Origin of the sequence: Nocardioides sp. IC4_145 (assembly GCF_011250565.1) — a bacterium.
Classification (GTDB): domain Bacteria; phylum Actinomycetota; class Actinomycetes; order Propionibacteriales; family Nocardioidaceae; genus Nocardioides.
The window spans coordinates 87,264-112,718 of sequence record NZ_JAANMS010000007.1 but is presented as its reverse complement, the minus strand read 5'-3'; the positions used below and the strand labels follow the sequence as shown (position 1 = coordinate 112,718).

At 73.3% G+C, this 25,455-nt stretch carries 29 protein-coding genes; 21 read left to right on the top strand and 8 right to left on the bottom strand.

Annotated features, from left to right (window positions below; all coding sequences use genetic code 11):
• The 9 genes from infB to G6553_RS05555 all read left to right on the top strand — a co-directional run.
• Nucleotides 1-2,366: translation initiation factor IF-2 (gene infB, locus G6553_RS05595; RefSeq protein WP_207619384.1), on the top strand; the 2,366-nt coding region annotated here is incomplete at its 5' end.
• 117 nt (nucleotides 2,367-2,483) lie between these two features.
• Nucleotides 2,484-3,011 carry a 30S ribosome-binding factor RbfA gene (rbfA, locus tag G6553_RS05590; RefSeq protein ID WP_166189914.1) on the top strand — a complete coding sequence of 176 codons (528 nt, stop codon included), beginning with the start codon at nucleotides 2,484-2,486 and terminating at the stop codon, nucleotides 3,009-3,011.
• Between the two features lie 23 nt (nucleotides 3,012-3,034).
• Nucleotides 3,035-3,907, top strand: a complete 873-nt coding sequence (gene truB, locus G6553_RS05585) for a tRNA pseudouridine(55) synthase TruB (protein ID WP_166189912.1) — start codon at nucleotides 3,035-3,037, stop codon at nucleotides 3,905-3,907.
• A gap of 216 nt (nucleotides 3,908-4,123) precedes the next feature.
• Nucleotides 4,124-5,062 carry a bifunctional riboflavin kinase/FAD synthetase gene (locus G6553_RS05580; RefSeq protein ID WP_166189910.1) on the top strand — a complete coding sequence of 313 codons (939 nt, stop codon included), beginning with the start codon at nucleotides 4,124-4,126 and terminating at the stop codon, nucleotides 5,060-5,062.
• Nucleotides 5,059-6,084 (top strand): hypothetical protein, encoded by a 1,026-nt coding sequence (locus G6553_RS05575; RefSeq protein WP_347565523.1) that lies wholly within the window; start codon nucleotides 5,059-5,061, stop codon nucleotides 6,082-6,084. The genes G6553_RS05580 and G6553_RS05575 overlap by 4 nt, the downstream gene beginning before the upstream one ends.
• 90 nt (nucleotides 6,085-6,174) lie before the next feature.
• Nucleotides 6,175-6,420, top strand: coding sequence for a DUF6458 family protein (locus tag G6553_RS05570; protein ID WP_166189908.1), 246 nt, complete (start codon nucleotides 6,175-6,177; stop codon nucleotides 6,418-6,420).
• A gap of 236 nt (nucleotides 6,421-6,656) precedes the next feature.
• Nucleotides 6,657-6,932, top strand: coding sequence for a 30S ribosomal protein S15 (gene rpsO, locus G6553_RS05565; protein WP_166189906.1), 276 nt, complete (start codon nucleotides 6,657-6,659; stop codon nucleotides 6,930-6,932).
• Between the two features lie 257 nt (nucleotides 6,933-7,189).
• On the top strand, nucleotides 7,190-9,427 hold the full coding sequence (locus tag G6553_RS05560) for a polyribonucleotide nucleotidyltransferase (RefSeq protein ID WP_166189905.1): 2,238 nt from the start codon (nucleotides 7,190-7,192) through the stop codon (nucleotides 9,425-9,427).
• Nucleotides 9,428-9,549: 122 nt separating this feature from the next.
• Nucleotides 9,550-10,821, top strand: coding sequence for a pitrilysin family protein (locus G6553_RS05555; protein ID WP_347565522.1), 1,272 nt, complete (start codon nucleotides 9,550-9,552; stop codon nucleotides 10,819-10,821).
• Between the two features lie 68 nt (nucleotides 10,822-10,889).
• Here G6553_RS05555 and G6553_RS05550 read toward each other — a convergent pair whose 3' ends face one another.
• The 3 genes from G6553_RS05550 to G6553_RS05540 all read right to left on the bottom strand — a co-directional run bounded on the left by G6553_RS05550 (nucleotide 10,890) and on the right by G6553_RS05540 (nucleotide 12,624).
• Nucleotides 10,890-11,429, bottom strand: a complete 540-nt coding sequence (locus G6553_RS05550) for a hypothetical protein (protein WP_166189903.1) — start codon at nucleotides 11,427-11,429, stop codon at nucleotides 10,890-10,892.
• Nucleotides 11,426-12,040, bottom strand: a complete 615-nt coding sequence (locus G6553_RS05545; protein WP_166189901.1) for a sigma factor-like helix-turn-helix DNA-binding protein — start codon at nucleotides 12,038-12,040, stop codon at nucleotides 11,426-11,428. The genes G6553_RS05550 and G6553_RS05545 overlap by 4 nt, the downstream gene beginning before the upstream one ends.
• Before the next feature lie 68 nt (nucleotides 12,041-12,108).
• Nucleotides 12,109-12,624 carry a class I SAM-dependent methyltransferase gene (locus G6553_RS05540; protein ID WP_166189900.1) on the bottom strand — a complete coding sequence of 172 codons (516 nt, stop codon included), beginning with the start codon at nucleotides 12,622-12,624 and terminating at the stop codon, nucleotides 12,109-12,111.
• Nucleotides 12,625-12,713: 89 nt separating this feature from the next.
• Here G6553_RS05540 and dapB point away from each other — a divergent pair, with 89 nt between their 5' ends.
• Nucleotides 12,714-13,457, top strand: coding sequence for a 4-hydroxy-tetrahydrodipicolinate reductase (gene dapB / locus G6553_RS05535; protein WP_347565525.1), 744 nt, complete (start codon nucleotides 12,714-12,716; stop codon nucleotides 13,455-13,457).
• Between the two features lie 199 nt (nucleotides 13,458-13,656).
• Here dapB and G6553_RS22060 read toward each other — a convergent pair whose 3' ends face one another.
• The 3 genes from G6553_RS22060 to G6553_RS05520 are packed head-to-tail and all read right to left on the bottom strand — an operon-like array spanning nucleotide 13,657 to nucleotide 15,216.
• Nucleotides 13,657-13,962: an AzlD domain-containing protein gene (locus G6553_RS22060; protein WP_166189898.1), complete on the bottom strand. Its 306-nt coding sequence runs from the start codon at nucleotides 13,960-13,962 to the stop codon at nucleotides 13,657-13,659.
• Nucleotides 13,959-14,660 (bottom strand): AzlC family ABC transporter permease, encoded by a 702-nt coding sequence (locus tag G6553_RS22055; RefSeq protein WP_166189896.1) that lies wholly within the window; start codon nucleotides 14,658-14,660, stop codon nucleotides 13,959-13,961. The genes G6553_RS22060 and G6553_RS22055 overlap by 4 nt, the downstream gene beginning before the upstream one ends.
• A gap of 7 nt (nucleotides 14,661-14,667) precedes the next feature.
• Entirely contained in the window at nucleotides 14,668-15,216 is a 549-nt protein-coding gene (locus G6553_RS05520; protein WP_166189894.1) for a GNAT family N-acetyltransferase, read from the bottom strand.
• Nucleotides 15,217-15,303: 87 nt separating this feature from the next.
• Between G6553_RS05520 and paaA the strand changes: the two genes are divergently transcribed.
• The 6 genes from paaA (at nucleotide 15,304) to G6553_RS05490 (ending at nucleotide 19,916) form a co-directional block, all read left to right on the top strand.
• Nucleotides 15,304-16,230 (top strand): 1,2-phenylacetyl-CoA epoxidase subunit PaaA, encoded by a 927-nt coding sequence (gene paaA / locus G6553_RS05515; RefSeq protein ID WP_166189892.1) that lies wholly within the window; start codon nucleotides 15,304-15,306, stop codon nucleotides 16,228-16,230.
• The gene (gene paaB, locus G6553_RS05510) at nucleotides 16,227-16,517 is read left to right on the top strand and encodes a 1,2-phenylacetyl-CoA epoxidase subunit PaaB (RefSeq protein ID WP_166189890.1); all 291 of its coding nucleotides are present in this window, start codon (nucleotides 16,227-16,229) and stop codon (nucleotides 16,515-16,517) included. The genes paaA and paaB overlap by 4 nt, the downstream gene beginning before the upstream one ends.
• A gap of 119 nt (nucleotides 16,518-16,636) precedes the next feature.
• A complete protein-coding gene (gene paaC, locus G6553_RS05505) occupies nucleotides 16,637-17,314 on the top strand; it encodes a 1,2-phenylacetyl-CoA epoxidase subunit PaaC (RefSeq protein ID WP_347565521.1) in 678 nt (225 codons plus the stop codon).
• Nucleotides 17,311-17,835 (top strand): 1,2-phenylacetyl-CoA epoxidase subunit PaaD, encoded by a 525-nt coding sequence (paaD, locus tag G6553_RS05500; protein ID WP_347565520.1) that lies wholly within the window; start codon nucleotides 17,311-17,313, stop codon nucleotides 17,833-17,835. Before paaC ends, paaD begins: the two co-directional genes overlap by 4 nt.
• 7 nt (nucleotides 17,836-17,842) lie before the next feature.
• On the top strand, nucleotides 17,843-18,874 hold the full coding sequence (locus G6553_RS05495) for a 2Fe-2S iron-sulfur cluster-binding protein (RefSeq protein WP_166189888.1): 1,032 nt from the start codon (nucleotides 17,843-17,845) through the stop codon (nucleotides 18,872-18,874).
• Nucleotides 18,875-18,911: 37 nt separating this feature from the next.
• On the top strand, nucleotides 18,912-19,916 hold the full coding sequence (locus G6553_RS05490) for an aldo/keto reductase family protein (protein WP_166189886.1): 1,005 nt from the start codon (nucleotides 18,912-18,914) through the stop codon (nucleotides 19,914-19,916).
• Here the strand turns inward: G6553_RS05490 and G6553_RS05485 are convergent.
• Nucleotides 19,834-20,754: a hypothetical protein gene (locus G6553_RS05485; RefSeq protein ID WP_166189884.1), complete on the bottom strand. Its 921-nt coding sequence runs from the start codon at nucleotides 20,752-20,754 to the stop codon at nucleotides 19,834-19,836. The two genes, G6553_RS05490 and G6553_RS05485, sit on opposite strands and share 83 nt — an antisense overlap.
• Nucleotides 20,755-20,794: 40 nt before the next feature.
• Nucleotides 20,795-21,391, bottom strand: a complete 597-nt coding sequence (locus tag G6553_RS05480; protein WP_347565519.1) for a DUF3043 domain-containing protein — start codon at nucleotides 21,389-21,391, stop codon at nucleotides 20,795-20,797.
• 127 nt (nucleotides 21,392-21,518) lie between these two features.
• Between G6553_RS05480 and G6553_RS05475 the strand changes: the two genes are divergently transcribed.
• The 5 genes from G6553_RS05475 to G6553_RS05455 all read left to right on the top strand — a co-directional run bounded on the left by G6553_RS05475 (nucleotide 21,519) and on the right by G6553_RS05455 (nucleotide 25,431).
• Nucleotides 21,519-22,307, top strand: a complete 789-nt coding sequence (locus G6553_RS05475) for a PspA/IM30 family protein (protein ID WP_207619383.1) — start codon at nucleotides 21,519-21,521, stop codon at nucleotides 22,305-22,307.
• Nucleotides 22,304-22,582: a hypothetical protein gene (locus G6553_RS05470; protein ID WP_166189882.1), complete on the top strand. Its 279-nt coding sequence runs from the start codon at nucleotides 22,304-22,306 to the stop codon at nucleotides 22,580-22,582. Before G6553_RS05475 ends, G6553_RS05470 begins: the two co-directional genes overlap by 4 nt.
• Complete coding sequence (gene htpX / locus G6553_RS05465) at nucleotides 22,582-23,508, top strand: zinc metalloprotease HtpX (protein WP_166189880.1); 927 nt, start codon at nucleotides 22,582-22,584, stop codon at nucleotides 23,506-23,508. The genes G6553_RS05470 and htpX overlap by 1 nt, the downstream gene beginning before the upstream one ends.
• A complete protein-coding gene (locus tag G6553_RS05460; RefSeq protein WP_166189878.1) occupies nucleotides 23,508-24,086 on the top strand; it encodes a hypothetical protein in 579 nt (192 codons plus the stop codon). Before htpX ends, G6553_RS05460 begins: the two co-directional genes overlap by 1 nt.
• Before the next feature lie 127 nt (nucleotides 24,087-24,213).
• Complete coding sequence (locus G6553_RS05455) at nucleotides 24,214-25,431, top strand: GAF domain-containing sensor histidine kinase (RefSeq protein WP_207619382.1); 1,218 nt, start codon at nucleotides 24,214-24,216, stop codon at nucleotides 25,429-25,431.
• Nucleotides 25,432-25,455 lie beyond the last annotated feature (24 nt).

Genomic DNA, 25,455 nt, shown 5'->3' with positions numbered 1-25,455 from the left:
GGTTGGAGCTGAACGGGTTGTTGCCCGGTGCTCCGCGCCCGGGCAACAACCCGTTCAGCTCCAACCAGGGCATGGGCCGTCGCCCCGCCCCGTCCGCCCCGCCCGCCGGCGGTGCGCCGGCCGGTGGCGCAGGTGCCGGTGACCAGCGTCCGCCGCGGCCCCCGGCCGCGCGCGACGGTGGCGCCCCGGGTCGTCCGGGCATGCCCCGTCCGAACCCGGCGATGATGCCGAAGTCCCCGGCCGCCTTCGGTGGTGGCCCCGGCGGCCGTCCCGGCGGTCCGGGTCGTCCCGGTGCTCCGGGTCGTCCCGGTGGCCCCGGCCGTCCGGGTGCTCCGGGCCGTGGTGGCCCGGGTGGCGCCGGTGCCGGTGCTCCGGGTCGTCCCGGCGGTTTCGCCGGTCGTCCCGGTGGCGGCGGCAACCGCCCCGGCCAGCGTGGCCAGACCCAGGGTGCGTTCGGTCGCCCCGGCGGCCCGTCCCGTCGTGGTCGCAAGTCGAAGCGGGCGCGTCGTCAGGAGTTCGAGGCCATGCAGGCCCCGACCATCGGCGGCGTGCGCGTCCGGAAGGGCGACGGCGAGACCGTGCGCCTGGCCCGTGGCGCCTCGCTGACCGACTTCGCCGAGAAGATCGGTGTCGACGCCGCACAGCTGGTGCAGATGCTGTTCAGCCTCGGCGAGATGGTCACCGCGACCGAGTCGGTCAACGACGCGACGCTCGAGCTGCTCGGCGAGGAGCTCAACTACGTCGTGCAGGTCGTCTCGCCCGAGGACGAGGACCGCGAGCTGCTCGAGTCCTTCGACCTCGAGTTCGGTGAGGACGAGGGCGACGAGGCCGACCTGGTCGTGCGACCCCCGGTCGTCACGGTCATGGGTCACGTCGACCACGGAAAGACCAAGCTCCTCGACGCGCTGCGCAACGCCAACGTCGTCGACAAGGAGGCCGGTGGCATCACCCAGCACATCGGTGCCTACCAGGTCGGCGCCGAGGTCGACGGCGAGCTCCGCCGGATCACGCTCATCGACACCCCGGGTCACGAGGCGTTCACCGCCATGCGTGCCCGTGGTGCCCAGGCCACCGACATCGCGATCCTCGTGGTCGCGGCCGACGACGGCGTCATGCCGCAGACGGTCGAGGCGCTCAACCACGCCAAGGCCGCCGGCGTGCCGATCGTGGTCGCGGTCAACAAGATCGACAAGCCGGAGGCGGACCCGACCAAGGTCCGTGGCCAGCTGACCGAGTACGGCCTGGTCCCCGAGGAGTACGGCGGCGACGCGATGTTCGTCGACGTCTCGGCGAAGTCGGGGCTCAACCTCGACAGCCTCCTCGAGGCGGTCGTGCTGACCGCGGACGCCTCGCTGGACCTGCGGGCGAACCCGAACCAGGACGCCCAGGGTCTCGTGGTCGAGGCGCACCTGGACCGCGGTCGCGGCCCGGTCGCCACCGTCCTGGTCCAGCGCGGCACGCTCCGCGTGGGCGACTCGATCGTCGCCGGCCCGGCCCACGGCCGTGTCCGCGCGATGCTCGACGAGCACGGCAACGAGCTCACCGAGGCCACCCCGGCGCGTCCGGCGATGGTCCTGGGTCTCTCCGCCGTGCCGGGTGCGGGCCAGAACTTCCTGGTCGTCGAGGACGACCGGATGGCCCGTCAGATCGCCGAGAAGCGCGAGGCCCGCGAGCGGGCGGCCATGCAGGCCAAGCGCCGCGTCCGCCGCACGCTCGAGGACTTCATGGCCTCCATGGAGAAGGGCAAGAGCCAGGAGCTCAACCTGATCCTCAAGGGCGACGTGTCCGGCTCGGTCGAGGCACTGGAGGACTCGCTGTCGCAGATCGACGTCGGCGACGAGGTCACCCTGCGGGTCATCGACCGCGGTGTCGGTGCGATCACCGAGACCAACGTCGACCTGGCCGCCGCCTCCGACGCCATCATCATCGGCTTCAACGTCCGCCCGCAGGGCAAGGCGACCGAGATGGCGGACAAGGAAGGCGTCGAGATCCGCTACTACTCGGTCATCTACCAGGCGATCGAGGAGATCGAGGCGGCGCTCAAGGGCATGCTCAAGCCCGAGTACGAGGAGTCGACCCTCGGCCAGGCGGAGATCCGCGCGATCTTCCGCTCGTCGAAGATCGGCAACATCGCGGGCTGCATGGTCACCTCCGGCACGATCCGCCGCAACGCCAAGGTGCGCGTCATCCGTGACGGCTCCGTGGTGGCCGACAACCTCGACCTCGCGTCGCTCAAGCGCGAGAGGGACGACGCGTCCGAGGTCCGCGAGGGCTTCGAGTGCGGTCTGGTCCTGCGCAACTTCCAGGACATCAAGGAAGGCGACGTCGTCGAGGCGTTCGAGATGCGGGAGATCCCCCGCAGCTGATCACGACCGGGTCGGCGGGTCCCCTCCTTCGGGTGGGGACCCGCCGACCCGCCGTTTCGGCACCGCCCGCAGGTCGGCCCGTCCCGGCCTGCGACCCGTTCTGAGAGAGTGAGAGACATGAGTAGTCCCCGGGTGCGCAAGATCGCCGACCGGATCCAGGTCCTCGTGGCCGAGATGCTCGAGCGGCGGATCAAGGACCCGCGGCTCGGGTTCGTCACCGTGACCGACGTGCGCGTCTCCGGTGACACCCAGCAGGCGACGATCTTCTACACCGTGCTCGCCGGCACCGGCGAGGGCGCGCAGGACGACGAGACCGCGCTGGCCGGCACCGCCGCGGCGCTGGAGTCGGCCAAGGGCCTCATCCGCTCCGAGGTCGGCAAGCAGCTCGGCATGCGCCACGTCCCGACGCTGACCTTCGTCGCCGACGCGCTCCCGGAGTCCGCCCGCCACCTCGACGAGGTGCTCGCGCGGGCCAAGGCGCTCGACGAGGAGGTCGCCGCGCGCCGGGTCGAGGCGTACGCCGGCGAGCCGGACCCCTACAAGAAGCCGCGCGACGCCGACGAGGAGGCCGCCGACGCCGCCGAGGCCGCCGACCCGGCCGCCCCCGCGCAGCCGATCGACCCCGTCGACCCGGACGAGGTGTGAGCGCACCCGCTCAGCGACACCCAGTGCGCCCGGGCCTCGTCGTCGTCGACAAGCCCGGCGGGATGACCTCCCACGACGTCGTGTCGCGCGTGCGCCGGCTCGTCGGGACGCGCAAGGTCGGCCACGCCGGCACGCTCGACCCGATGGCCACCGGCGTGCTGGTGCTCGGCGTCGACCGGGCGACCCGGCTGCTCGGTCACCTGATGCTGACCGACAAGGGGTACGCCGCGACCGTCCGCCTCGGCGTCGCCACCACCACCGACGACGCCGAGGGCGAGGTCGTCTCGACCTCCTCCGCGGCGGGGCTGGACGAGGAGACCGTCCGCTCGGTGCTCGGCGAGTTCGTCGGCGAGCTGCAGCAGGTGCCGACCGCGGTCTCGGCGATCAAGGTCGACGGCAAGCGCGCCTACCAGCGGGTCCGCGACGGCGAGCAGGTCGAGCTCCAGGCGCGCGCGGTGACCGTCCACGAGCTGCACGTGCACGACGTGCGCCACCTCGGTGACGTCGTCGACGCCGACATCAGCCTGCGGTGCTCGAGCGGCACCTACGTCCGGGCCGTCGCCCGCGACGCCGGCGCCCGCCTCGGCGTCGGCGGCCACCTCACCGCGCTGCGACGCACGGCCGTCGGCCCCTACGACCTCGAGGCCGCCCGCACCCTCGAGCAGCTCGCCGAGGACGTCGAGGCGGGTGGGGGAGTGCTGCCGATCGCCGACGCGGCCCGGGCGGCGTTCCCGGCCCGCGACCTGGACGAACGCGCGGCCGCCGACGTCCGGGTCGGCCGGAGCCTCGAGGTCGAGCTCGCCGGCACCACCGCGGTCTTCGCCCCGACGGGGGAGTTCCTCGCCCTCTACGAGCCCCGCGGCCCCGTCGCCCGGCCCGTCGCCGTCTTCGTCTGACCAGCGCACCGGCCGGTCGGTCGAGGAAGGCGCGCAGCGCGTGTCTCGAGGCCGGGCGTCGACAAGACCCGGTGACCGTGGTCGTGGCCCTGCGCCCGTCACCGGGTTTCGACACGCTCAGGCCGCGAGACGGCCTTCGCTGCTCAACCAGCGGGGCGCGGCCTTCGCTGCTCGACCAGCGCAGGAGGCTGCGGGGGCACCGTCTAGGGTTCCTCCGTGCAGATCTGGCGCTCGCTCGACGAGGTCCCCGGCGACCTCGGCCGCACCGTGGTGGTGATCGGCAACTTCGACGGCGTCCACCTCGGGCACCGGCAGGTGCTGGCCCGGGCGCACCAGATCGCCGGCGAGCTGGGCGGGCTGCCGGTGGTGGCGGTGACCTTCGACCCGCACCCGATGGCGGTGCTGCGCCCCGAGCACGCGCCCACGACCCTGACCACCATGGAGGTCCGCGCGGACCTGCTGGGCGAGGCCGGCGCGGACGGCGTGCTGGCCGTGCCCTTCGACCGGTCGGTCGCCGCGTGGAGCCCGGAGGAGTTCGTCCGGCGGGTCGTCGTCGACGCGCTGCACGCCCGCGCCGTCGTGGTGGGTGCGAACTTCCGCTTCGGCAGCCGCGCCGCCGGTGACGTCGCCACCCTCGCCGAGGCCGGTCGCGCCCACGACTTCACGGCCGAGGGGATCCCGCTCGACGGGGGACCGATGGTGTGGTCCTCGACGTACGTCCGCACCTGCCTGGCCGCGGGCGACGTCGCCGGCGCCGCCGAGGCGCTGGGCCGGCCGTACGCCGTGCGCGGCGAGGTGGTGCGCGGCGACCAGCGGGGCCGCGAGCTCGGCTACCCGACCGCCAACGTGCCGACGACCGGCCTGCTCGCCGCCCCCGCCGACGGTGTGTACGCCGGGTGGTTGCGCCGGCTCGACACCGGCGAGACGTTCCCGGCGGCGATCTCGGTCGGCACCAACCCGACCTTCGACGGGGTGCGGGAGCGCCGGGTCGAGAGCTACGTCCTGGACCGCACCGACCTCGACCTCTACGGCGTCGAGGTGGAGGTGTCGTTCGTGGACCGTCTCCGCGGGATGACCGCCTTCGAGTCCGTCGAGGCGCTCGTCGAGCAGATGGACGACGACGTCCGCCGCGCCCGCGAGCTGCTCGTCCCGTGAGCCTGGGACACCAGCAGGCGGGTCGGTCCGCGGCGCCGGACCCGCTCGCCGCGACCGAGGCGTGGTTCCTCCAGCACGGGCTGGCCTACTTCGTGCCCGAGCAGCGGCGCCAGGCCCGGGAGGCGCTGCGGCCGCGGCGGTTCCTGCCGCTGGCCGTGCTCACGGTGGTCGTCGCCCTGGCCGGCGGCGTCGCGGTGGCGTGGCTGTCCGACGAGGTGACCGCCGCCCCCGCGCTGCTGCTGACGATCGGCGTGCTGGGCGCGGCGGCGTACGCCCTGACCGCGCTGCGGACCCGCCCGATCGTCGTGTGGGCGCTGCGCCGTGGGGTGGGCAGCCTGCGCACCCTGCTGCCGATGATGAGCCGGGCGCTGCCGCTGCTCCTGCTCTTCGTGACGTTCCTCTTCGTCAACGCCGAGGCGTGGCAGCTCTCGGCGAGCCTGTCGACCGGCACGCTGTGGCTGGTCGTGCTGCTCTTCAGCCTGCTCGCCGTCGCGTTCCTGCTGGTGCGCCTGCCCGAGGAGGTGGACCGGACCGACGACGACGTCGACGACGACTTCCTGCTCAGGGCCTGTGACGGCACGCCGCTGGAGGAGGAGTGCCGCGCGCTGGTCGACGACCCCAGCGCCGACCCGGCGGCGTACGCCACGGTCGCGGGCTTCGAGCGGTGGAACCTCGTGCTCGTCCTCGTGGTCATCCAGGCCGTGCAGGTGCTGCTGCTCGCCGCGACGGTGCTCGTGTTCTTCCTGGTCTTCGGCGGCCTGGTCATGGACATCGAGGTGCAGTACGCCTGGACGGGCATCGAGGAGGGCGAGATCCGCAACCTGCCCTACCCCGACCAGGTGTCGGTGCCGCTCTTCCAGGTCTCGCTGTTCCTCGCCGCGTTCTCGAACCTCTACCTGACGGTCTCGACGGTCACCGACGAGACCTACCGCGAGCAGTTCTTCGGCAGCGTGCTGCGCGAGATGGAGCGCGCCGTCGGGGTGCGCGCGGTCTACCTGGCCCTCCGCGACCGCCTGCGCTGAGGTCGCGCACGGTTTCCTCGTCCGTCCGGACGGGCACCGGGTCCCTCGACCTGACGTCACCCCTGCGACGTCACCTGAGAAAGGACAGTCATGGGCTACGGACTCGGAGTCTTCCTCCTCGTCGTCGGACTCATCCTCGCGCTCGCCGTCGAGGACGCGATCAGCGGCGTGGACCTCACGATGGTGGGCTGGATCATGACGATCGGCGGCATCCTCGTGCTCGTCCTGACCGCCGTCACGCTCAACAGCCGCCGCGCCCGCGGTGGCGCGGTCGCGACCACGACGCACGCCGACGGCTCGCAGACCGTGCAGCGCCAGGAGCCGCCGGCGGTCTGAGCACGACCCGGCACCATCCAGCAGGCAGCACCCGGCACGACCACCGGGACACCCGGTCGGCCCCCGCCGACCGGGTGGTCCGCGTTTTGGGGGCGGTCCGCGCCCCGCGGTAGTCTGCTCCGGTTGCCCGAAGGAGGGCGACCGCCGTCAGAACGGCCGCGGAACCATAGTGCCCGGGTGAACAGGCCCCGGCGCGCCGCGCAGCGACCAGGCCCTCGTGGCCGGAAGGAGCCCGCATGTCGATCGGTACCGACGCGGAGACCAAGAAGCGGATCATCGCCGAGTACGCCACGACCGAGGGCGACACCGGCTCGCCCGAGGTGCAGATCGCGCTGCTCAGCCACCGCATCTCCCACCTGACCGAGCACCTCAAGCAGCACAAGCACGACCACCACAGCCGGCGCGGCCTGCTGCTGCTGGTCGGCCAGCGCCGCCGCCTGCTGAACTACCTGCAGAAGACGGAGATCGACCGCTACCGGTCGATCGTCGAGCGTCTCGGCCTGCGCCGCTGACTCGGAGAGGGCCCACCACTGGTGGGCCCTCTTGCTTTTCCGGGGTCCGCCCCGGGCAGCGCGGCCACGCGGCCGCCCTGCGCTAGATTCTCCAACTGAACACCTCCACCAGGAGCGACCCGCCGTTCTGGCCCGGTCCTCGGTAGTGGCCCTCAGGAAGGACGCCCCGCGGGGCGCGCCTGCGGGCCTCGATCGAAGATCGGCCTTCTGAAGCGGGACGCTGCGGATCGCTCCGCGACAGACAAGGGACACACCTCTTGACCGACCCCGTCATCTCCGCCGTCGAGACCGTTCTGGACAACGGCACGTTCGGCACCCGCACCGTCAAGTTCGAGACGGGCCTGCTGGCCCGCCAGGCCGCCGGCTCCGTCACGGCGTACCTCGACGACGACACGATGCTGCTCTCGGCGACCACCGCCGGCAAGCAGCCCAAGGACCACTTCGACTTCTTCCCCCTGACGATCGACGTCGAGGAGCGGATGTACGCCGCGGGCAAGATCCCCGGCTCGTTCTTCCGGTCCGAGGGCCGCCCGGGCGAGGACGCGATCCTCACCTGCCGCCTCATCGACCGCCCGCTGCGCCCGACCTTCAAGAAGGGTCTGCGCAACGAGGTCCAGGTCGTCATCACCGTCCTCGCGCTGAACCCCGACACGCCGTACGACGTGCTCGCCATCAACGCGGCCTCCATCTCCACCCAGCTCTCCGGCCTGCCGTTCTCCGGCCCGGTCGGCGGCGTGCGCGTGGCCCTGATCGACGGCCAGTGGGTCGCCTTCCCGACGCACAGCCAGCTCGAGGACGCCGTCTTCGACATGGTCGTCGCGGGTCGCGTCACCGACACCGGCGACGTCGCGATCATGATGGTCGAGGCCGAGGCCACCGAGACGACCTTCGCGAAGGTCCAGGGCGGTGCCCAGGCGCCGACCGAGGAGGTCGTGGCCAGCGGCCTCGACGCCGCGAAGCCCTTCATCAAGCAGCTGTGCGAGGCCCAGGCCGAGCTGGCCGCCGCCGCCGCGAAGCCGGTCCAGGACTTCCCGGTCTTCCTCGACTTCGAGGACGACGTCTTCGCCGCCGTCGAGTCCGCCGCCAAGGCCGACCTCGCCGCCGCGATGAAGATCGCCGACAAGACCGAGCGCAACGACCGCACCGACGAGCTCAAGGACTCGGTCCTCGAGAAGGTCGGCGCGCAGTTCGAGGGCCGCGAGAAGGAGATCGGCGCCGCGTTCCGCGCGCTGAACAAGCAGCTGGTCCGCGAGAGCATCCTGCGCGACAAGATCCGCATCGACGGCCGCGGCCTGGCCGACATCCGGCCGCTGCACGCCGAGGTCGGCGTGATCCCGCGCGTCCACGGCTCGGCGCTGTTCGAGCGCGGCGAGACCCAGATCCTGGGCGTCACCACCCTCGACATGCTCAAGATGGAGCAGCAGCTCGACACGCTGTCGCCGGAGAAGTCGCGCCGGTACATGCACAAGTACGTCTTCCCGCCGTTCTCCACCGGCGAGACCGGCCGCGTCGGCTCGCCGAAGCGCCGCGAGGTCGGCCATGGTGCGCTCGCGCGCCGCGCGATGCTGCCGGTGCTGCCGGACCGCGAGGAGTTCCCGTACGCCATCCGCCAGCTGTCGGAGGCCATGGGCTCCAACGGCTCGACCTCGATGGGCTCGGTCTGCGCCTCGACGCTGTCGCTGCTGCAGGCCGGCGTGCCGCTGAAGGCGCCCGTCGCCGGCATCGCGATGGGCCTGGTCTCCGGTGAGGTCGACGGCAAGACCGAGTACGTCGCGCTGACCGACATCCTCGGCGCCGAGGACGCCTTCGGCGACATGGACTTCAAGGTCGCCGGCACCCGCGAGTTCGTCACCGCGCTGCAGCTCGACACCAAGCTCGACGGCATCCCCGCCGACGTGCTGGCCGCCGCGCTGAAGCAGGCCCGCGACGCCCGCCACACCATCCTCGACGTCATGGCCGAGGCCATCGACGCCCCCGAGGAGATGTCGTCCACCGCGCCGCGGATCATCACCATCAAGATCCCCGTGGACAAGATCGGCGAGGTCATCGGCCCGAAGGGCAAGGTGATCAACCAGATCCAGGACGACACCGGCGCCTCGATCTCCATCGAGGACGACGGCACCATCTACATCGGTGCCACGAACGGCGAGGCCGCCGACGCCGCCCGGTCCGCGATCAACGGCATCGCGAACCCGACCATGCCCGAGGTGGGCGAGCGCTACCTCGGCACGGTCGTCAAGACGACCAACTTCGGTGCGTTCGTCTCGCTGCTGCCCGGCAAGGACGGCCTGCTGCACATCAGCAAGCTGCGCCCGCTCGCCGGCGGCAAGCGCGTCGAGGCCGTCGAGGACGTCCTGTCGGTCGGCCAGAAGATCCAGGTCGAGATCGGCGAGATCGACGACCGGGGCAAGCTCTCGCTCGTCCCCGTCGTCGAGGAGACCGAGGGGTCCGCGGACACCGAGGGCGCCGACACCGAGGCGACCGAGGAGGACTGACCTCCATCGTGGCTCCACGGACCACGGCGACCGGCCGGCAGACTCCTGCCGGCCGGTCGTGCCGTTCTGACGACACTGCTGAGGCCACCGGCCCCAGCGCCCGGACCGAGACCCTGCAGGTGGTGCGCGACGCCGCCGGCCAGGTGACCTCGACCGTGCGGCGTACCGTCCTGCCGGGCGGGCTGCGGGTCATCTCCGAGGAGATGGCCGGCGTCCGCTCCGCCGCGGTCGGCGTGTGGGTCGGGGTGGGCTCGCGCGACGAGTCCGCGACGCTGCACGGCTGCTCGCACTTCCTCGAGCACCTGCTGTTCAAGGGCACCGCCGAGCGCTCGGCGTTCGACATCTCGATCGCGCTCGACGCGGTGGGCGGGGAGTTCAACGCCTTCACCGCGAAGGAGTACACCTGCTTCCACGCGCGGGTCCTCGACGAGGACCTGCCGCTGGCCGTCGACGTCCTCGGCGACATGATCACCGGCTCGCTGCTCGCCGACGACGACGTCGAGGCGGAGCGGGACGTGATCCTCGACGAGATCGCGATGCACGACGACGACCCCGACGACGTCGTGCACAACCTCCTCGCCGCGCAGGCGTGGGGGAGCGACGCGCCGCTGGGCCGCGACATCGCCGGCACCGAGGAGTCGATCACCGCGCTGACCGCCGACCAGGTGCGGGCGTTCTACGCCGAGCACTACCGCGCGCCGCGGATGGTCGTCTCGGTCGCCGGCGCGGTGCAGCACGACGTGCTGGTCGCCCAGGTCGCCGAGGCGTTCGGCCGCCACGGCTTCCTCGACGGCGACGACGAGCCGGTCGGCGCGCGCGCCGCCGAGCCGTGGCTGCCGGTCACGCCGGGCACGGCCAGCACGACCCGGCCCTTCGAGCAGGTCAACGTCGTGCTGGGAATGGAGGGGCTCGGTCGCAACGACGACCGTCGCTTCGCCCTCGGGGTGCTCAACATCGCGCTCGGCGGCGGCACGTCCAGCCGGCTCTTCCAGGAGGTGCGCGAGCGCCGGGGCCTGGCGTACTCGGTCTACTCCTTCGCCAGCAGCCACGCCGACTCCGGTCTGGTGGGCGTCGCGGTCGGCTGCCTGCCCGCGAAGTACGACGAGGTGCTCGCCACCGTGCGCGCCGAGCTGGCGCGCGTGGCGGCCGAGGGGATCGACGCCGAGGAGCTCGCCCGCGGCAAGGGCCAGCTCCGCGGTGGGCTCGTGCTGGGCCTGGAGGACTCCGGCTCACGGATGTCGCGGCTGGGCAAGGCGGAGCTCGTCTACGACGAGCTGCTGTCCATCGACGAGGTGATGACCAGGATCGACGCCGTCACCCTCGACGACGTCCGCGCGGTGGCTGCCGAGGTGCTCACCCGCCCCGAGGTCCTCGCCGTCGTCGGGCCCGCCTGAGGTCGGCCCCCGGAGCGCCGGCCCGCGGGCCGGCGCTCCGGCGCTCCGGGTGGGGTTCCGGGTCGGGCTCAGAGGCGGACGAGCACCACGACGGCCGCGCACGCGGCTGCCCACAGCACCGAGGCGAAGGTGCCGATGATGAACCGCTCCGCCGTGCCCTCGCCCTGGGTCTTCAGCTCCGAGTAGCGCCCCAGCCCCTTGAGGGCCAGCACCACGGCCAGGCCCTCCGGCCACCCGGCGACGAGCGTGGCGTAGACCGCCGCCCGCTCCAGGGCGCCGATCCACGCCCCGCCGCGCAGGACGGCACCGGCGCTGCGTAGCGACGCCCCGGTGTCCTCGCGGTCGACCAGCGTGAAGACGCGCGCGGTGACCGGTCCGCCGCCGGCGACCGCCAGGACGCCGGCGAGCAGGACCAGCAGCGCGGTCTCGGTGTGGTTCTCGATGACGACGTCGGTCGGCACGGCGGCCAGGACGGCCGTGACCGCGAGCAGGAGTGCGGTGACCGGCACGAAGACGCGCTCGCCCGGGCGCGTCCACCCGGCCAGCGCGGCGGCCGTCGCGAAGGCGACGAGCACGACGACCAGGTGGCCGAGGTCCGCCCCGCTCACGCCTGTGCCTCCGGCCCGAGCGCCCGGTCGGCGAGGGTCGCGACGAGCTCCTGTGCGCGCCGCGACTCGACGATGCCGGCGGCCTGGGCGCGCTGGCTCACCGCGGACTGGCTGATGCCGAGGCGCCGGCCGACCTGCTCGTAGGTCAGCCCCTCCGCCACGAGGTCGGCGACCTCCCAGCCCCGCTGGGTACGCCGGGCGAGGACCGCCGCCCACAGCCACAGCGTGGTCTCGAGCGACCGGGCGTCGGGGTGGTCGCCGACGACGCGGAGCCCCCAGGGACTGTTCTTCGCCGCGGTGACGGCCTCCCGGGCGCAGAGGTACGCCGGCCCGCGACCGGCCCGGGCGCTCGGGGGCAGGGGCTGCTCCACCGGACCGAGCCCGATGCCGACGTACCAGCCGTCCTGGCGGAGGAGCGCGCCGGCGAGGGCGGCGAGGGTGGCGGGGCGGTCGACGACACCCTGGAGCTCGTCGCCGGCGGTGCGCTCGAACGGCCGCAGCAGCGGCGCGTCGTCGAGGGCCTCGACCGCGGCGAGCAGCTCCGGGACCCGGTCGACGCCGGCGCGGCTGCGCTGCTGGTCGATCGTGAGAACCGCGACCGTCTGCGCCATGCCCGGAGCCTACATTAGGGAATTGCCTAATGTCGACCGGTCATCAGGCCACAGCCTTCAGCCACGCGTCAGCGGCGGCCGATGATCCCCACGACGGCCGGCTGCTTCTGCTCGACGACCGAGACGCGGAAGCCGACCTCGGCCAGCGACGCGGAGGCCTTCTCGATCATCTCGGGGACCTGCTCGGGGAAGCGGACCTCGTAGAAGAGGAAGACCGCGCCGCCGGGCAGCAGCCGCTCGTGCAGCAGCGCGACCTCGTCGTGGCAGGAGCGGACCCAGAAGAGGTTCACGTTGAACGCGAAGACCTTGTTCAGCCGCTTGACCGGCACGCGGAGCGTGGCGAGGTCGATCTGCCGCACCGTGAGGCGGCCGGCGTCGACGTGCTTCTGGTTGCGCCGCTTGGTGCGGTCGACGCCGGACTCCGAGCGGTCGATCGCGAACATCTTGCCGGACTCGAGCTTGCCGCAGATCGCCTCGACGCCGGCCCCGGGTCCGCACCCGATCTCCAGCACGTGGTCGGAGGGCTGGACGTCCATGAAGTCCACAGCCCAGCGGATACGCGCCGGGATCGCCTGCACAGCCATGTGGCCAACCTTGCCAGAACGGGCCGACCGGTGGGTGCGCCGGTCGGTCCCACTAGCGTGGACGCGTGAGCAAGGACATCGAGGTGGGCGTGCAGGTGGGCGTGCTGGGGGCACGCGGCAAGGTCGGCGCGGAGGTGTGCCGGGCCGTCGAGGAGGCGCCCGGGACCGACCTCGTCGCGCAGGTCGACGCGGGTGACGACATCCGCGCGCTGGTCGACGCCGGCGCCGAGGTGGTCGTCGACTTCACCCACCCCGACGTGGTCATGGACAACCTGCGGTTCTGCATCGAGCACGGGATCCACGCGGTCGTCGGCACCACGGGCTTCGACGACGAGCGCCTCGAGACGCTGCGCGGCTGGCTCGACGACGCGCCCGGCGTGGGCGTGCTCATCGCGCCGAACTTCTCGATCGGGGCGATCCTGATGATGCGGTTCGCGGCGGCCGCCGCCCCGTTCTACGAGTCGGTCGAGATCGTCGAGCTCCACCACCCGGACAAGGCCGACGCGCCGTCCGGCACCGCGCGGCGTACGGCGCAGCTCGTCGCCGCCGCCCGCCGCGATGCCGGGCTGGGTCCGGTCCCGGACGCCACCAGCACCTCCCTCGACGGCGCCCGCGGGGCGGACGTCGACGGCATCCGGGTGCACGGGCTGCGCATCCGCGGGCTGGTCGCCCACCAGGAGGTCGTGCTCGGCGGGGTGGGGGAGACCCTCACCATCCGCCACGACTCTCTCGACCGCTCCTCCTTCACCCCCGGCGTCCTCGCCGGCGTCCGCGCCGTCGGCGACCACCCCGGCCTCACCGTCGGCCTCGAGCACTTCCTCGACCTGGCCTGACCGTCGGCTGGTTCCTCGCTGGTTCCTCGCTGGGTCCTCTCGGTCCTCTGGGTCCTCTGGGTCCTGGTCCGGGGGCCGGTGCCGCTGTAGTCCGTGACGTTCGGGTGCTGATCCGGGCACGAACCCCTGCGGAACGTCACGGACTATCCCGCCACCGCCCCGCCGGCTGTGGATGAGTGCGACCCGGGCGGCGCGCGGGTCAGGTGAGCAGGCGGGCGAGGGCGGCGACGAGGGCCGAGCCGAAGACGACCAGCAGGAACGGCGCGCGGAGGACCAGCAGGACCACGGCCGCGCCGAGGCCGACGAGCCGGGCGTCGGCGACCAGCGACCGGCCGTCGCCGACGACCTGGACCGCGACGAGGGCGGCGAGCAGGGCGACCGGGATGAGGTCGGCGACCCGGGCGACGACCGGCCGGTCGAGGACGCTCGCGGGCACGGACAGGCCGGCGAGCTTGAGCAGGTAGCAGCCGATGCCCGCCACGAGGACGGCGGCCCAGACGGTCACCGGCCGACCTCCGGACGCTCGACGCGGGTGCGGAGCACGCCGGCCAGCAGGGCGACACCGGCCGCGACGAGCACCGGCACGCCCGCGGCCGTGAGCGGCACGGCGCCGATGGCGACCGCGGCTGCCGCGACGGCGACGACGCGGTTGCGCGTCGTGTCGAGCCGGGGCCAGAGCAGCGCGAGGAACGCCGCGCCGACGGCCGCGTCCAGGCCGTAGTCGCGCGGGTCGCCGATCACGGTGCCGGCGAGCGCGCCGACGAGGGTCGCGAGGTTCCACAACAGGAACACCGAGCCGCCGGTGACGAGGAACCCCAGCCGCGCGGCCGGCCGGCTCTCGCGGGTCACCGACATCGCCGTCGACTCGTCGATGACCAGGTGCGCCGCGGCCGCGCGGCGCCACCCGGCGTACCCCAGCAGCGGGGCGAGCCGAAGGCCGTAGAGCGTGTTGCGGGTGCCGAGCAGCAGGGCGGTCAGGGCGCCGGACATCGGGGCGCCGCCGGACGCGACCACACCGACGAGCGCGAACTGCGAGGCGCCGGTGAACATCAGCAGTGACAGGACGCAGGTCTGCCAGACGTCCAGGCCGGCCGCCACGGAGACGGCGCCGAAGGACGTGCCGTACGCCCCGGTCGCGATCCCCACGCCGAGGCCGTCGCGGACGATCCCCGTCCGCTCGGCCGGGTCGAGCTGCTCGGCCACGGTGCCCTCAGTCGAGCCGGGTGTGCAGGCGGACCTGCTTGACCGTGGTCGTGCCGTCGCCGTCGAGGTCCAGCTCGCGGTGCGCGCCGTCGGCCGCCCACCCCGCCGAGGTCAGGAACGCCCGCAGCCGGTCGTCGGAGGCGACCGACCACAGCACGGCCCGGCCGAACCGGTCCGCGCGCATGGTGTCGACCGCCGCCTGGAGCAGCCGGGACCCGTGGCCGCGGCCCCGCTCGGCCGGGTCGACGGTCAGCTCGGCCAGCTCGGCGTCCGCGACGGGATCGCAGTCCGGGTCGCCCGCGGGGCCGGTCACCGCGAAGCCGACGACCCGGTTGTGCTCGAGCGCGACGAGCGCCCGGTGGCGGGCATCGGCCGGCCGGGTGAGCGAGGCGTGCCAGGCCGCGGCCGCCTGCTCGACCGCCTCCGGGCCGGAGGGGAACGCGTTGGGCGGCAGCACGGCCGCGTACGTCTCGGGCCAGGTGCGCAGCTGCAGCGCCGCGATCGCCGCGGCGTCGTCCGCCCACGCGACCCGGACGCTGACGTCGGCCGTGCTCATGCGCGCATCCTCGCAGCCCGCCCGTCGTGTGACACCGCGGACGTCGAGGTGCTGTGACCTGTCACACATCGGTGCTAGCGTGCCGGCATGGAGCCGGCCACCGACCGCAGCGCGACCGTGGAGCCGCGCGACCCGATGCCGGACGGCTACCGGCGCACCCTGGTGCGGCAGATCGCCCAGCACGCGCACTCCGAGATCATCGGCATGCAGCCCGAGGGGGAGTGGATCGCACGCGCGCCCAGCCTGCGGCGCAAGGCGATCCTCATGGCCAAGGTGCAGGACGAGGCGGGCCACGGCCTCTACCTGTACGCCGCCGCCGAGACGCTGGGGACGCCGCGCGAGGAGCTCCTCGACGCGCTGCACACCGGCCGGCAGAAGTACTCCTCGATCTTCAACTACCCGACGCTCACCTGGGCCGACGTCGGCGCCATCGGCTGGCTCGTCGACGGCGCCGCGATCGTCAACCAGGTCCCGCTGTGCCGGTGCTCCTACGGGCCGTACGCCCGCGCGATGGTGCGGATCTGCAAGGAGGAGTCGTTCCACCAGCGGCAGGGCTTCGAGATCCTGCACACGCTCAGCCACGGCACGCCCGCGCAGAAGGCGATGGCGCAGGACGCCGTCGACCGGTTCTGGTGGCCCTCGCTGATGATGTTCGGCCCGCCGGACGCCGACTCGCCCAACACCGTGCAGTCGATGGCGTGGGGCATCAAGCGGTTCACCAACGACGAGCTGCGCCAGCGGTTCGTCGACATCGCCGTGCCGCAGGCCGAGGCGCTCGGCCTGACGCTGCCCGACCCCGAGCTGCGGTGGAACGAGGAGCGCGGCCACTGGGACTTCGGGACGCCGGACTTCGCCGAGCTGGCCGAGGTCGTCGCCGGCCGGGGCCCGTGCAACGCCCAGCGGCTCGCGCACCGCGTCCGGGCCCACGAGGACGGCGCGTGGGTGCGCGAGGCCGCCGCGGCGTACGCCGCCAAGCGGGCCGCCCGCACCCCGACCCGGGAGCCGGCGGCATGACCACGCGCGCGGAGTGGCCGCTGTGGGAGGTCTTCGTGCGCGCCCGGCGCGGGATGGCGCACGTGCACGTCGGCTCGCTGCACGCCCCGGACGCCGAGATGGCGCTGCGCAACGCCCGCGACGTCTACACGCGCCGCCAGGAGGGCGTCTCGTTGTGGGTGGTGCCTGCGACCGCGGTCGTCGCCTCGACCCCGGACCTGCAGGGCGCGTTCTTCGAGCCGGCCGCCGACAAGGACTACCGCCACCCCACGCACTACTCCGTACCCGAGGGGGTCGACCACCTGTGAGCACCCCACCGCGTTCTTCACCTCCCCCGCTGCGCTGCTCCGGCGAACAACGCGGCGAGGGCCCCGCTGTCGCAGGCGGGACGACAGAGCTTCTCGTCGGGCTCGCCGACGACGCGCTCGTGACCGCCCAGCGGCTCGGCTGGTGGGTCAGCCGCGCCCCGGAGCTCGAGGAGGACGTCGCGCTCGCCAACATCGGCCTCGACCAGCTCGGGCAGGCCCGCGGGCTCTACGCGGTCGTCACCGACCTCGAGGGCCTGGGCCGCACCGAGGACGACCTGGCTTACCTCCGCGACGCCCCCGACTTCCGCAACGTCCTCCTCGTCGAGCGGCCGCAGGCCGACTTCGCGGTGTGCGTCGTCCGGATGCTGCTCCTGGCCGCCTGGCAGTCCGAGGTGTACGCCGTGCTGGCGGCGCGCGAGGGCCCGGCACGGGGCGTCGCGGCGAAGGCGGTCAAGGAGGTGGCCTACCACCTCGACCACGCCGCGCAGTGGGTGCTGCGGCTCGGTGACGGCACCGAGCTCTCCCACGAGCGGGCCCAGGCCGCGCTCGACGCGGAGTGGCCCTACCTGCCGGAGCTGCTTGAGCCCGACCCGGCCGCGGCGGTCGACCCGGCCGCGCTCCGCGACGCGGTCCTCGGGCGCGTCCGGCCGGTCCTCGACGAGGCAACCCTCGTCGTCCCCGGGCTGCCCGCCGACCCGCCCACCGGCGGCCGCGCGGGTCGCCACACCGAGCACCTGGCCGCCCTGCTCGCCGAGATGCAGCAGGTGGCCCGAGCCCACCCGGGAGCGGCCTGGTGAACGACCTGACCCTGCGCCCGAGCCCGGTCCGCGCGCGCAGCGCGTGGGAGATCGCGGCGGCCGTGCCCGACCCCGAGCTGCCGGTGGTGACCATCGGCGACCTCGGCATCCTCCGCGACGTCACCGAGAACGACACCGGCTGCGTGCACGTGCAGATCACGCCGACCTACTCCGGCTGCCCGGCGGTGGAGACGATCCGGGCCGACCTCGTCGAGCGCCTCACCTGTGCCGGCTTCCGCCGGGTCGACGTCGAGCTGGTGCTGTGGCCGGCGTGGACGACCGACTGGATCACCGAGCAGGGCCGGTCCCGGCTGGAGGCGCACGGCATCGCGCCGCCGGCACCCGTGCGCACCGCCGCGCCCGGCACGACGGGACCCGTCGACGTCGAGATCGCCGTGCGCTGCCCGCGGTGCGGCAGCCCGGACACCCGCGAGGCGAACCGGTTCGGGTCGACCGCCTGCAAGGCGCTGCGGGTGTGCCGGTCGTGTCGCGAGCCGTTCGACCACGTCAAGCCGATCTGAGGCGCGAGTGCCCTTCCACGCACTCGAGGTCGCCGAGGTCGAGGAGCTGACCGACGAGGCCGTCGCGATCAGCCTCCGGGTGCCGCCCGACCTGGCCGGCGCCTACGCCGCGACCCCGGGCCAGCACGTCTCGGTCCGCACGCCCGGCGACGCCGAGCGCCGCTCCTACTCGCTCTGCACGCCCCCAGGGCCAGACCTGCTGCGCATCGGGGTCAAGCGGCTGCCCGGCGGTGTGTTCAGCGACGGCGTCGTCCGGAGCCTCAGGCCGGGCGACCGGCTGGAGGTGATGACGCCGACCGGGCGCTTCACGGTCACGCCGGACCCGGCCGCGCAGCGGTGGTACGGCGCGGTCGCGGCCGGCTCCGGCATCACGCCGGTGCTGCCGATCGTCGCCGCGCTGCTCGAGGGGGAGCCGCGCTCGCGGGTGACGCTGGTGCGGGTCGACCGGACCCAGCGGTCGGTGATGTTCCTCGACGAGGTGCACGACCTCAAGGACCGCTTCCCCGACCGGCTCCAGGTGCTCCACGTGCTGACCCGGGAGGAGCAGGACGTCGAGCTGCTCACCGGCCGGCTCGACGCCGACCGGACGAGGCGACTGGTCGACGCGTTCGGGCTGCACGACGTCGAGGAGTGGTTCGTGTGCGGGCCCCAGCCGCTGGTCGCCGACCTGCGGGCGGTGCTGCCGGGTCGGGTGCACGCCGAGCTGTTCCACGCCGACGCGCCACCGCGGGCACCCGTCGCCGCGCCGGCCGTCGCGGGCGCGGCACGCGTCGTCGTACGACGGGACGGGCGCAGCACCCAGCTCGACCTGCGCCCCGACGGCCCGCCGGTGCTCGAGGCGGCGCTCGCGGTCCGCGGCGACCTGCCGTGGGCCTGCCGCGGGGGAGTGTGCGGGACCTGCCGGGCCCGGCTGGTCGAGGGCACCGTCGCGATGGACGCCGACTGGGCGCTCGAGCCCGAGGAGGTCGCCGCCGGGCACGTGCTCACCTGCCAGGCGCACCCGACCTCGGACCGGGTGGTGCTGGACTTCGACGGGTGACCCGGTCGTCCGGCGGCGCGGTGGGTACCTTCGCGCCATGGAGATTCGCAACCTCGGAGCGAGCGGCCTGAAGATCTCGGCCATCTCGTACGGCAACTGGCTCACCCACGGCTCCCAGGTCGAGGAGGACGCCGCGCTCGCCTGCGTGCGGCAGGCCCTCGACGAGGGCATCACCACCTTCGACACCGCCGACGTCTACGCCAACACCGCGGCCGAGACGGTCCTCGGCAAGGCGCTGGCCGGCGAGCGGCGGGAGGGCCTGGAGATCTTCACCAAGGTCTACTGGCCCACCGGCCCCGGCAAGCACAACGACCACGGCCTGTCCCGCAAGCACATCATGGAGTCGATCGACGGCTCGCTGAAGCGGCTCGGCACCGACTACGTCGACCTCTACCAGGCCCACCGCTACGACTACGAGACCCCGCTCGAGGAGACGATGGAGGCCTTCGCCGACGTCGTCCGCTCGGGCAAGGCTCTCTACATCGGCGTCTCCGAGTGGCGTGCCGAGGAGATCCGCGCCGCCCACGCGCTGGCCCGCGAGCTGCGGATCCCGCTGGTCTCCAGCCAGCCGCAGTACTCCATGCTCTGGCGCGTCATCGAGGCGGAGGTCGTCCCCACCTGCGAGGAGCTCGGCATCGGCCAGATCGTCTGGTCGCCGATCGCGCAGGGCGTCCTGACCGGGAAGTACCAGCCCGGCCAGGCCCCGCCGGAGGGGTCCCGCGCGACCGACACCAAGGGCGGCGCCGACATGATCGGCCGCTGGATGCAGGACGACGTGCTCACCCGCGTCCAGCAGCTGCGCCCGATCGCCGACGACGCCGGGCTGTCGATGTCGCAGCTCGCGATCGCCTGGGTGCTCCAGAACGACAACGTCTCCTCCGCGATCATCGGCGCCAGCCGGCCCGAGCAGGTCACGGAGAACGTCAAGGCCGCCGGGGTGTCCCTCGACGACGCCGTCCTCAAGGCGATCGACGAGGTCCTGGACCCGGTCGTCGAGCGGGACCCGGCGAAGACGCAGTCGCCGCCGCGCCGGCCGTCCTGATCCCGGGCCGCCCGTCCTGCTCCGCACGACGGCGGGGCGCCGCGAGCCACGCGGCCCCCGCCGTCGCCAGCACCAGCCCGGCCGCGACCGCCGCGCCCCAGCCGTCGCGGACACCGTCGCCGAGCAGCAGCACGCCGACGAGCGCCGGCACGAACGTCTGGCCCACGATCATCGGCGCGGTCGTGGCCGACACCTCGTCGGAGTGCAGGCCCAGGCTGTAGAGCCAGAACGCGACCAGGCTGTACGCCGGCACGGCCAGCGCCGCCGCGACCACCGCGAGGTCGAGCGGGGTGCCGATGCCGCGCACCGCGACCGCGGACCCGGCGTACCCCAGCCCGGCCAGGGTGCCCAGGACACCGCCGGCCAGTGCGCCACGACCGAGCCGGCGGCCGACCAGCGCCAGCAGGGCCAGCGCTGCGACACCGGCCCAGACCAGGGCGACGAAGGCCCCGGAGGTGACCAGGCCGCCGGGCTCGCCCGAGCCGACGCCGAGCAGCACCAGGCCGGCGGTCACCACCGTCACGGCACCCCAGCCGGCGGGGCCCAGCCGCTCGCCGACCAGCGTCGAGGCCACCGCGGTCACGGGGAACGACATCGCGGTGACGGCCTGCGCGAGGTAGAGCGGCAGCAGCCAGATCGCCACCGCGTGCAGCACGAAGCCGGCGAGGTACGCCGCCACGACCCCCATCGTCCACGGGTCGCGCACGGCGAACCGGACGAAGTCGAGCAGGTCGTCGGGGCGTTGTGCCCGGCGGCGTACGCCGGAGGCCTGGGCGACCGCGCCGAGGCCGAACAGCACCGCCCCGGCCAGGCCGGCGACCAGCCCGAGCCAGCTCACCGGCTGGTCACCGGGCGCTCACCGGGCGCTCATCGGGGGCTCATCGGTACTGCTCGGGGAGCTCCTGGCCGATCTTCACCTGGGCCTTGGGCAGCCGCATGAACTTCATCTGCATCGCGCGGGTCACGGCGTAATACGTCGTGCCCTTCGTGCTCTCGTCGGGGAAGCGGCGCGCGAGCTCGCGGCGCAGCCGGAACCGCAGGAACACCATGTCGAGCACGACGAGCAGCACCGTGCCGAAGAGGATCGAGTTGCCGATGCCGGCGAGACGCTGGTTGCCCGAGTAGCCGAGGACCATCGTCACGATGAGCAGCGGGATCATCAGCTCGATGATCGAGAACCGGGTGTCGACGAAGTCGCGGACGAAGCGCCGCACCGGGCCGCGGTCGCGCGGGAGGTAGTAGCGCTCGTCGCCGGCCTTCATCGCCGCGCGCACCTGCTGGCTGGACTCGGCCCGCGCCTTGCGCTGGGCACGGGCCATCTCCCTGCGGGTGCGCGGGACCTTCGCCCGGGCACGCGCGGCAGCCTCCGCCTCCTTGCGGGTGGGCGTGGGACGGCCCTTGCCGCCGACCTTGGTCGGCACGGGCTCGGGGGAGACGACGGTCTCGGGCTTGCTGCGACGGAACACGGGGGACACGGGGGCCTTTGCGTACGACGGACGGGCGGACCCAGCCTACCGGCGCCCCGCCTGGCCTCGCGGGCGGTTGCCGTCGAGCCGTAGGGTGAGGGACACACTGCAGGTCGTCCCCGAAAGGCCGTACCCGATGAGCTTGATGAAGCGCCTGAGCATGATCTTCCGCTCGAAGGCCAACACCGCCCTCGACCGCGCCGAGGACCCCCGCGAGACCCTGGACTACAGCTACCAGCGCCAGCTCGACCTGCTGTCCAAGGTCCGCCGCGGCGTGGCCGACGTCGCCACCAGCCGCAAGCGGGTCGAGCTCCAGGTCAACCAGCTCGAGCAGCAGGCCGCGAAGCTGCAGGGCCAGGCGCAGAAGGCCCTCGACATGGGCCGCGAGGACCTCGCCCGCGAGGCGCTGACCCGCAAGTCCGCGCTCTCCGGCCAGATCAACGACCTCAAGACGCAGCACGCCCAGCTCCAGGGCGAGGAGGAGAAGCTGACCCTCGCCCAGCAGCGGCTCCAGGCGAAGGTGGAGTCCTTCCGCACCCGCAAGGAGACGATCAAGGCGACGTACACCGCCGCCGAGGCGCAGACCCGCATCGGCGAGGCGATGTCGGGCATCGGCGAGGAGATGGGTGACGTCGGCCTGGCGATCCAGCGCGCCGAGGACAAGACCGCGAACATGCAGGCCCGCGCCGGCGCCATCGACGAGCTCATCGCCTCCGGTGCGCTCGACGACGCCAGCTCGCTGAACCGTGGCGACGACATCAGCCGCGAGCTCGAGGCGATGAGCTCGCAGTCCGACGTCGAGGCCGAGCTCGCCAAGCTCAAGGGGCTCTCCGCGCCGTCGCAGCCGCAGGCGCTCGAGGGCGGCGACATCCTCGCCGCCGAGCCGGAGAAGACCGCCGAGCCCGGCAGCGAGGGGACCCGATGATCGTCCGCATCCTCGGCGAGGGCCAGCTCGACGTCCCCGAGAGCGCCCTGGACCGGCTCAACGAGCTCGACGCGGCCGTCGAGGCGGCGGTCGAATCCTCCGACGAGGCCGGCTTCGCGACCGCGCTGGCCGCGCTGCTCGACGGGGTCCGTGAGGTCGGCACCGCGCACCCCGCCGACGCGCTGGACGAGTCCGACATGATCCTGCCGCCCGCGGACGCCACGATCGACGAGGTGCGGGCCATGCTCGGCGACGACGGGCTGATCCCCGGCTGATGGCACGCACTCGGTTCGTCCCGGACCGCGGGCTGACCACGCGGATGACGCTGGTCATGTTCCTGCTGGGGGCGCTCTTCGTCGCACTCATCGGCGCCCTGATGGGCATCTTCGCCCAGTACGGCGGACCCGGGCTGGCGGTGCTCATCGGGATCGGCGGCCTCGGCGTCGTCTGGTACCAGTGGTGGTCCTCCGACAAGGTCGCGATGCGCGCGATGCGGGCCCGCGAGGTGACCCCGGAGGAGGCGCCCGAGCTGCACGGCATGATCGACCGGCTCTGCGCCCTCGCCGACATGCCCAAGCCGCGCGTGGGCGTCGCCGACATGGCGATCCCGAACGCGTTCGCCACCGGCCGCTCGCCGGACCGCTCGGTGGTCTGCGTGACCACCGGCATCCTCGGGACCCTCACCGCCGAGGAGCTCGAGGGCGTCCTGGCCCACGAGCTCTCCCACGTCGCGCACCGCGACGTGCTGGTGATGACGGTGGCGTCCTCCGCCGGCATCGTGGCGGGCATGCTCGCCTCGGGCTCGCGGTACGGCGCGTTCCTCGGTGGCAACCGGCGCGACAACAACAACGCGCTGCCGCTGTGGCTGGTCGTGATGCTGGTCAGCCTGATCACCTACGCGATCAGCTTCGTGCTGCTCAAGGTGCTCTCGCGCTACCGCGAGCTGGCGGCCGACCGGGCCGGTGCCTACCTGACCATGCAGCCGCAGGCGCTCGCCTCCGCGCTGCAGAAGATCACCGGCGAGATGAACGCCATCCCGGACCGCGACCTGCGCGCCTCGAAGTCGATGAACGCCTTCTTCATCGCCCCGGCGATCAAGGGCGTCTCGCTGCGCACGCTGACCTCGACCCACCCGTCCCTGGAGCAGCGCCTCGAGCAGCTCGCGCGGATCCAGGCCGAGCTCGGCCGGCCGGGCGCCTGATGGGGTTCCTCGACTCGATCCTCGGTCGCTCCAAGCCGAAGCAGGCCAACCTCGACGCGCTGTTCCTCGTGCCGAGCGCCGCGATCACGCTCCAGACCACGCTCGGCCTGACGCCGACCGGCGACGGCTCGGTCTGCTACCGCGCCGCCGCCGGGGCCGGGTTCTCCCAGACCCAGGGCGACGTGCTCGAGCTGCTGCGGGACGCCGCCGACGCGCCCGAGGTCGAGGTCAGCAGCGACTCCTTCGGCTTCACCTGGCTCCAGGTCCACCGTGACGCGAGCGACACGAGCGGACTCTGCACGGACCTGCACGCGGTCAACACCGGCCTCGAGGCCGAGGGGTTCGGGCCGGCGCTGCTGTGCTCGCTCGTGCCCTTCGCCGACCCGACCGGGCGCCGCGTCGGGCTGGTCTACCTCTACAAGCAGGGCACGTTCTACCCGTTCGCGCCCCAGCCCGGCGGCGCGCAGCAGCGCGACAACCTGCTGGAGATCCAGGTGCGCGACGTGCTGGCCGCCGAGCTGCCCGTCGAGCGGGAGATGTCGCGCTGGTTGGCGATCTGGGGCGCTCCGGGGTTGTGAGCAGCCCGTGACCGGCGAGACACGGCACACGACGTCACCTCGGCCGGTGGTCGGTCGTTGTCCCGGCGACGGCCGGTCCGGGAGCAGCGCCGTACGACCCCCCACCCCCACGAAGGAGAGCCGCGCGGTGACCGCCACCCACGAGACCGACGAGGTCCGCGTCGCCCAGATCGGCGAGTACCAGGTCATCACGCGGCCACCCCGCAGCGACCTGGTCGCGCTCGTCGAGATCGCAGCGCAGGTCGCGCAAGTGCCGCTCGCGACGATCAACCTGATCACCGACACCCACCAGCACCAGATCGCGACCGCGGGTTTCGACGCCGCGGTCTGCACCCGCGAGGACTCGATGTGCAACGCGGTGCTGCACGAGCCGGCGCCGGTGATCCTCGAGGACGCCAGCAAGGACCCGCGCTTCGCCGACAACCCCTTCGTGACCGGCGAGATCGGGGAGGTGCGGTTCTACGCGACTCACCAGCTGCGCACCCCCGCGGGCGTCGTGATCGGCACGCTCTGCGTCTTCGACACCGAGCCGCGGACCATCACCGACGACCAGGAGCACGCGCTGAAGGCGCTGGCCGACCGGGTCGTCGACCTGCTCGAGCTCGAGCTGCGCACCCGTGAGCTCAGCGCCTCGGTGCAGCGGCTCGAGGAGGTCCAGACCGAGCTGCGCCGCTCCAACGAGCAGCTGGGCGCCTTCGCCGGCCAGGTCAGCCACGACCTGCGCAACCCGCTCACCGCGGTCACGATGGCGCTGCGGATGCTCTCCGACGAGATCGCCGACGGTGAGGAGGAGCGCGAGCCCGGGCTGCAGTACCTCCTCGCCCGCGCCATCAGCGGCGCCGGCCGGATGCAGTCCCTCATCGACGACCTACTCGCCTTCGCCCGGCTCGGCGGCGAGCTGCAGCGACGCCCGGTCGACCTCGACGCCACCATGCGCGAGGTGGCCGAGGACCTCACCACCGCGCTCGAGGGCGCGACGCTGGTCGTCGACCCGCTGCCGGTGGTCACCGGCGACCCCGTGCAGCTGCGGGCGGTGCTGCAGAACCTCGTCGCGAACGCCGCGAAGTTCGCCCGGCCGGGCGAGAAGGCGCACATCACCGTCTGCGCGCACCAGCGCGCCGGCAAGTGGCGGATCGAGGTCGTCGACCGTGGCATCGGGGTCCCTGCCGAGCAGCGCAGCCGCGTCTTCCAGCCCCTGGCCCGCGTCGACGAGTCGGTCGAGGGCTCCGGCATCGGCCTGACCACCTGCCGCCGCATCGTCGAGGCCCACGGCGGCCGGATCGGCCTCGACGAGTCGCCGTACGGCGGCACCACCGCGTGGTTCGAGCTCCCTGCCGCCGGCTGAGCGGGCGGAGGTCTCGGGACGGTT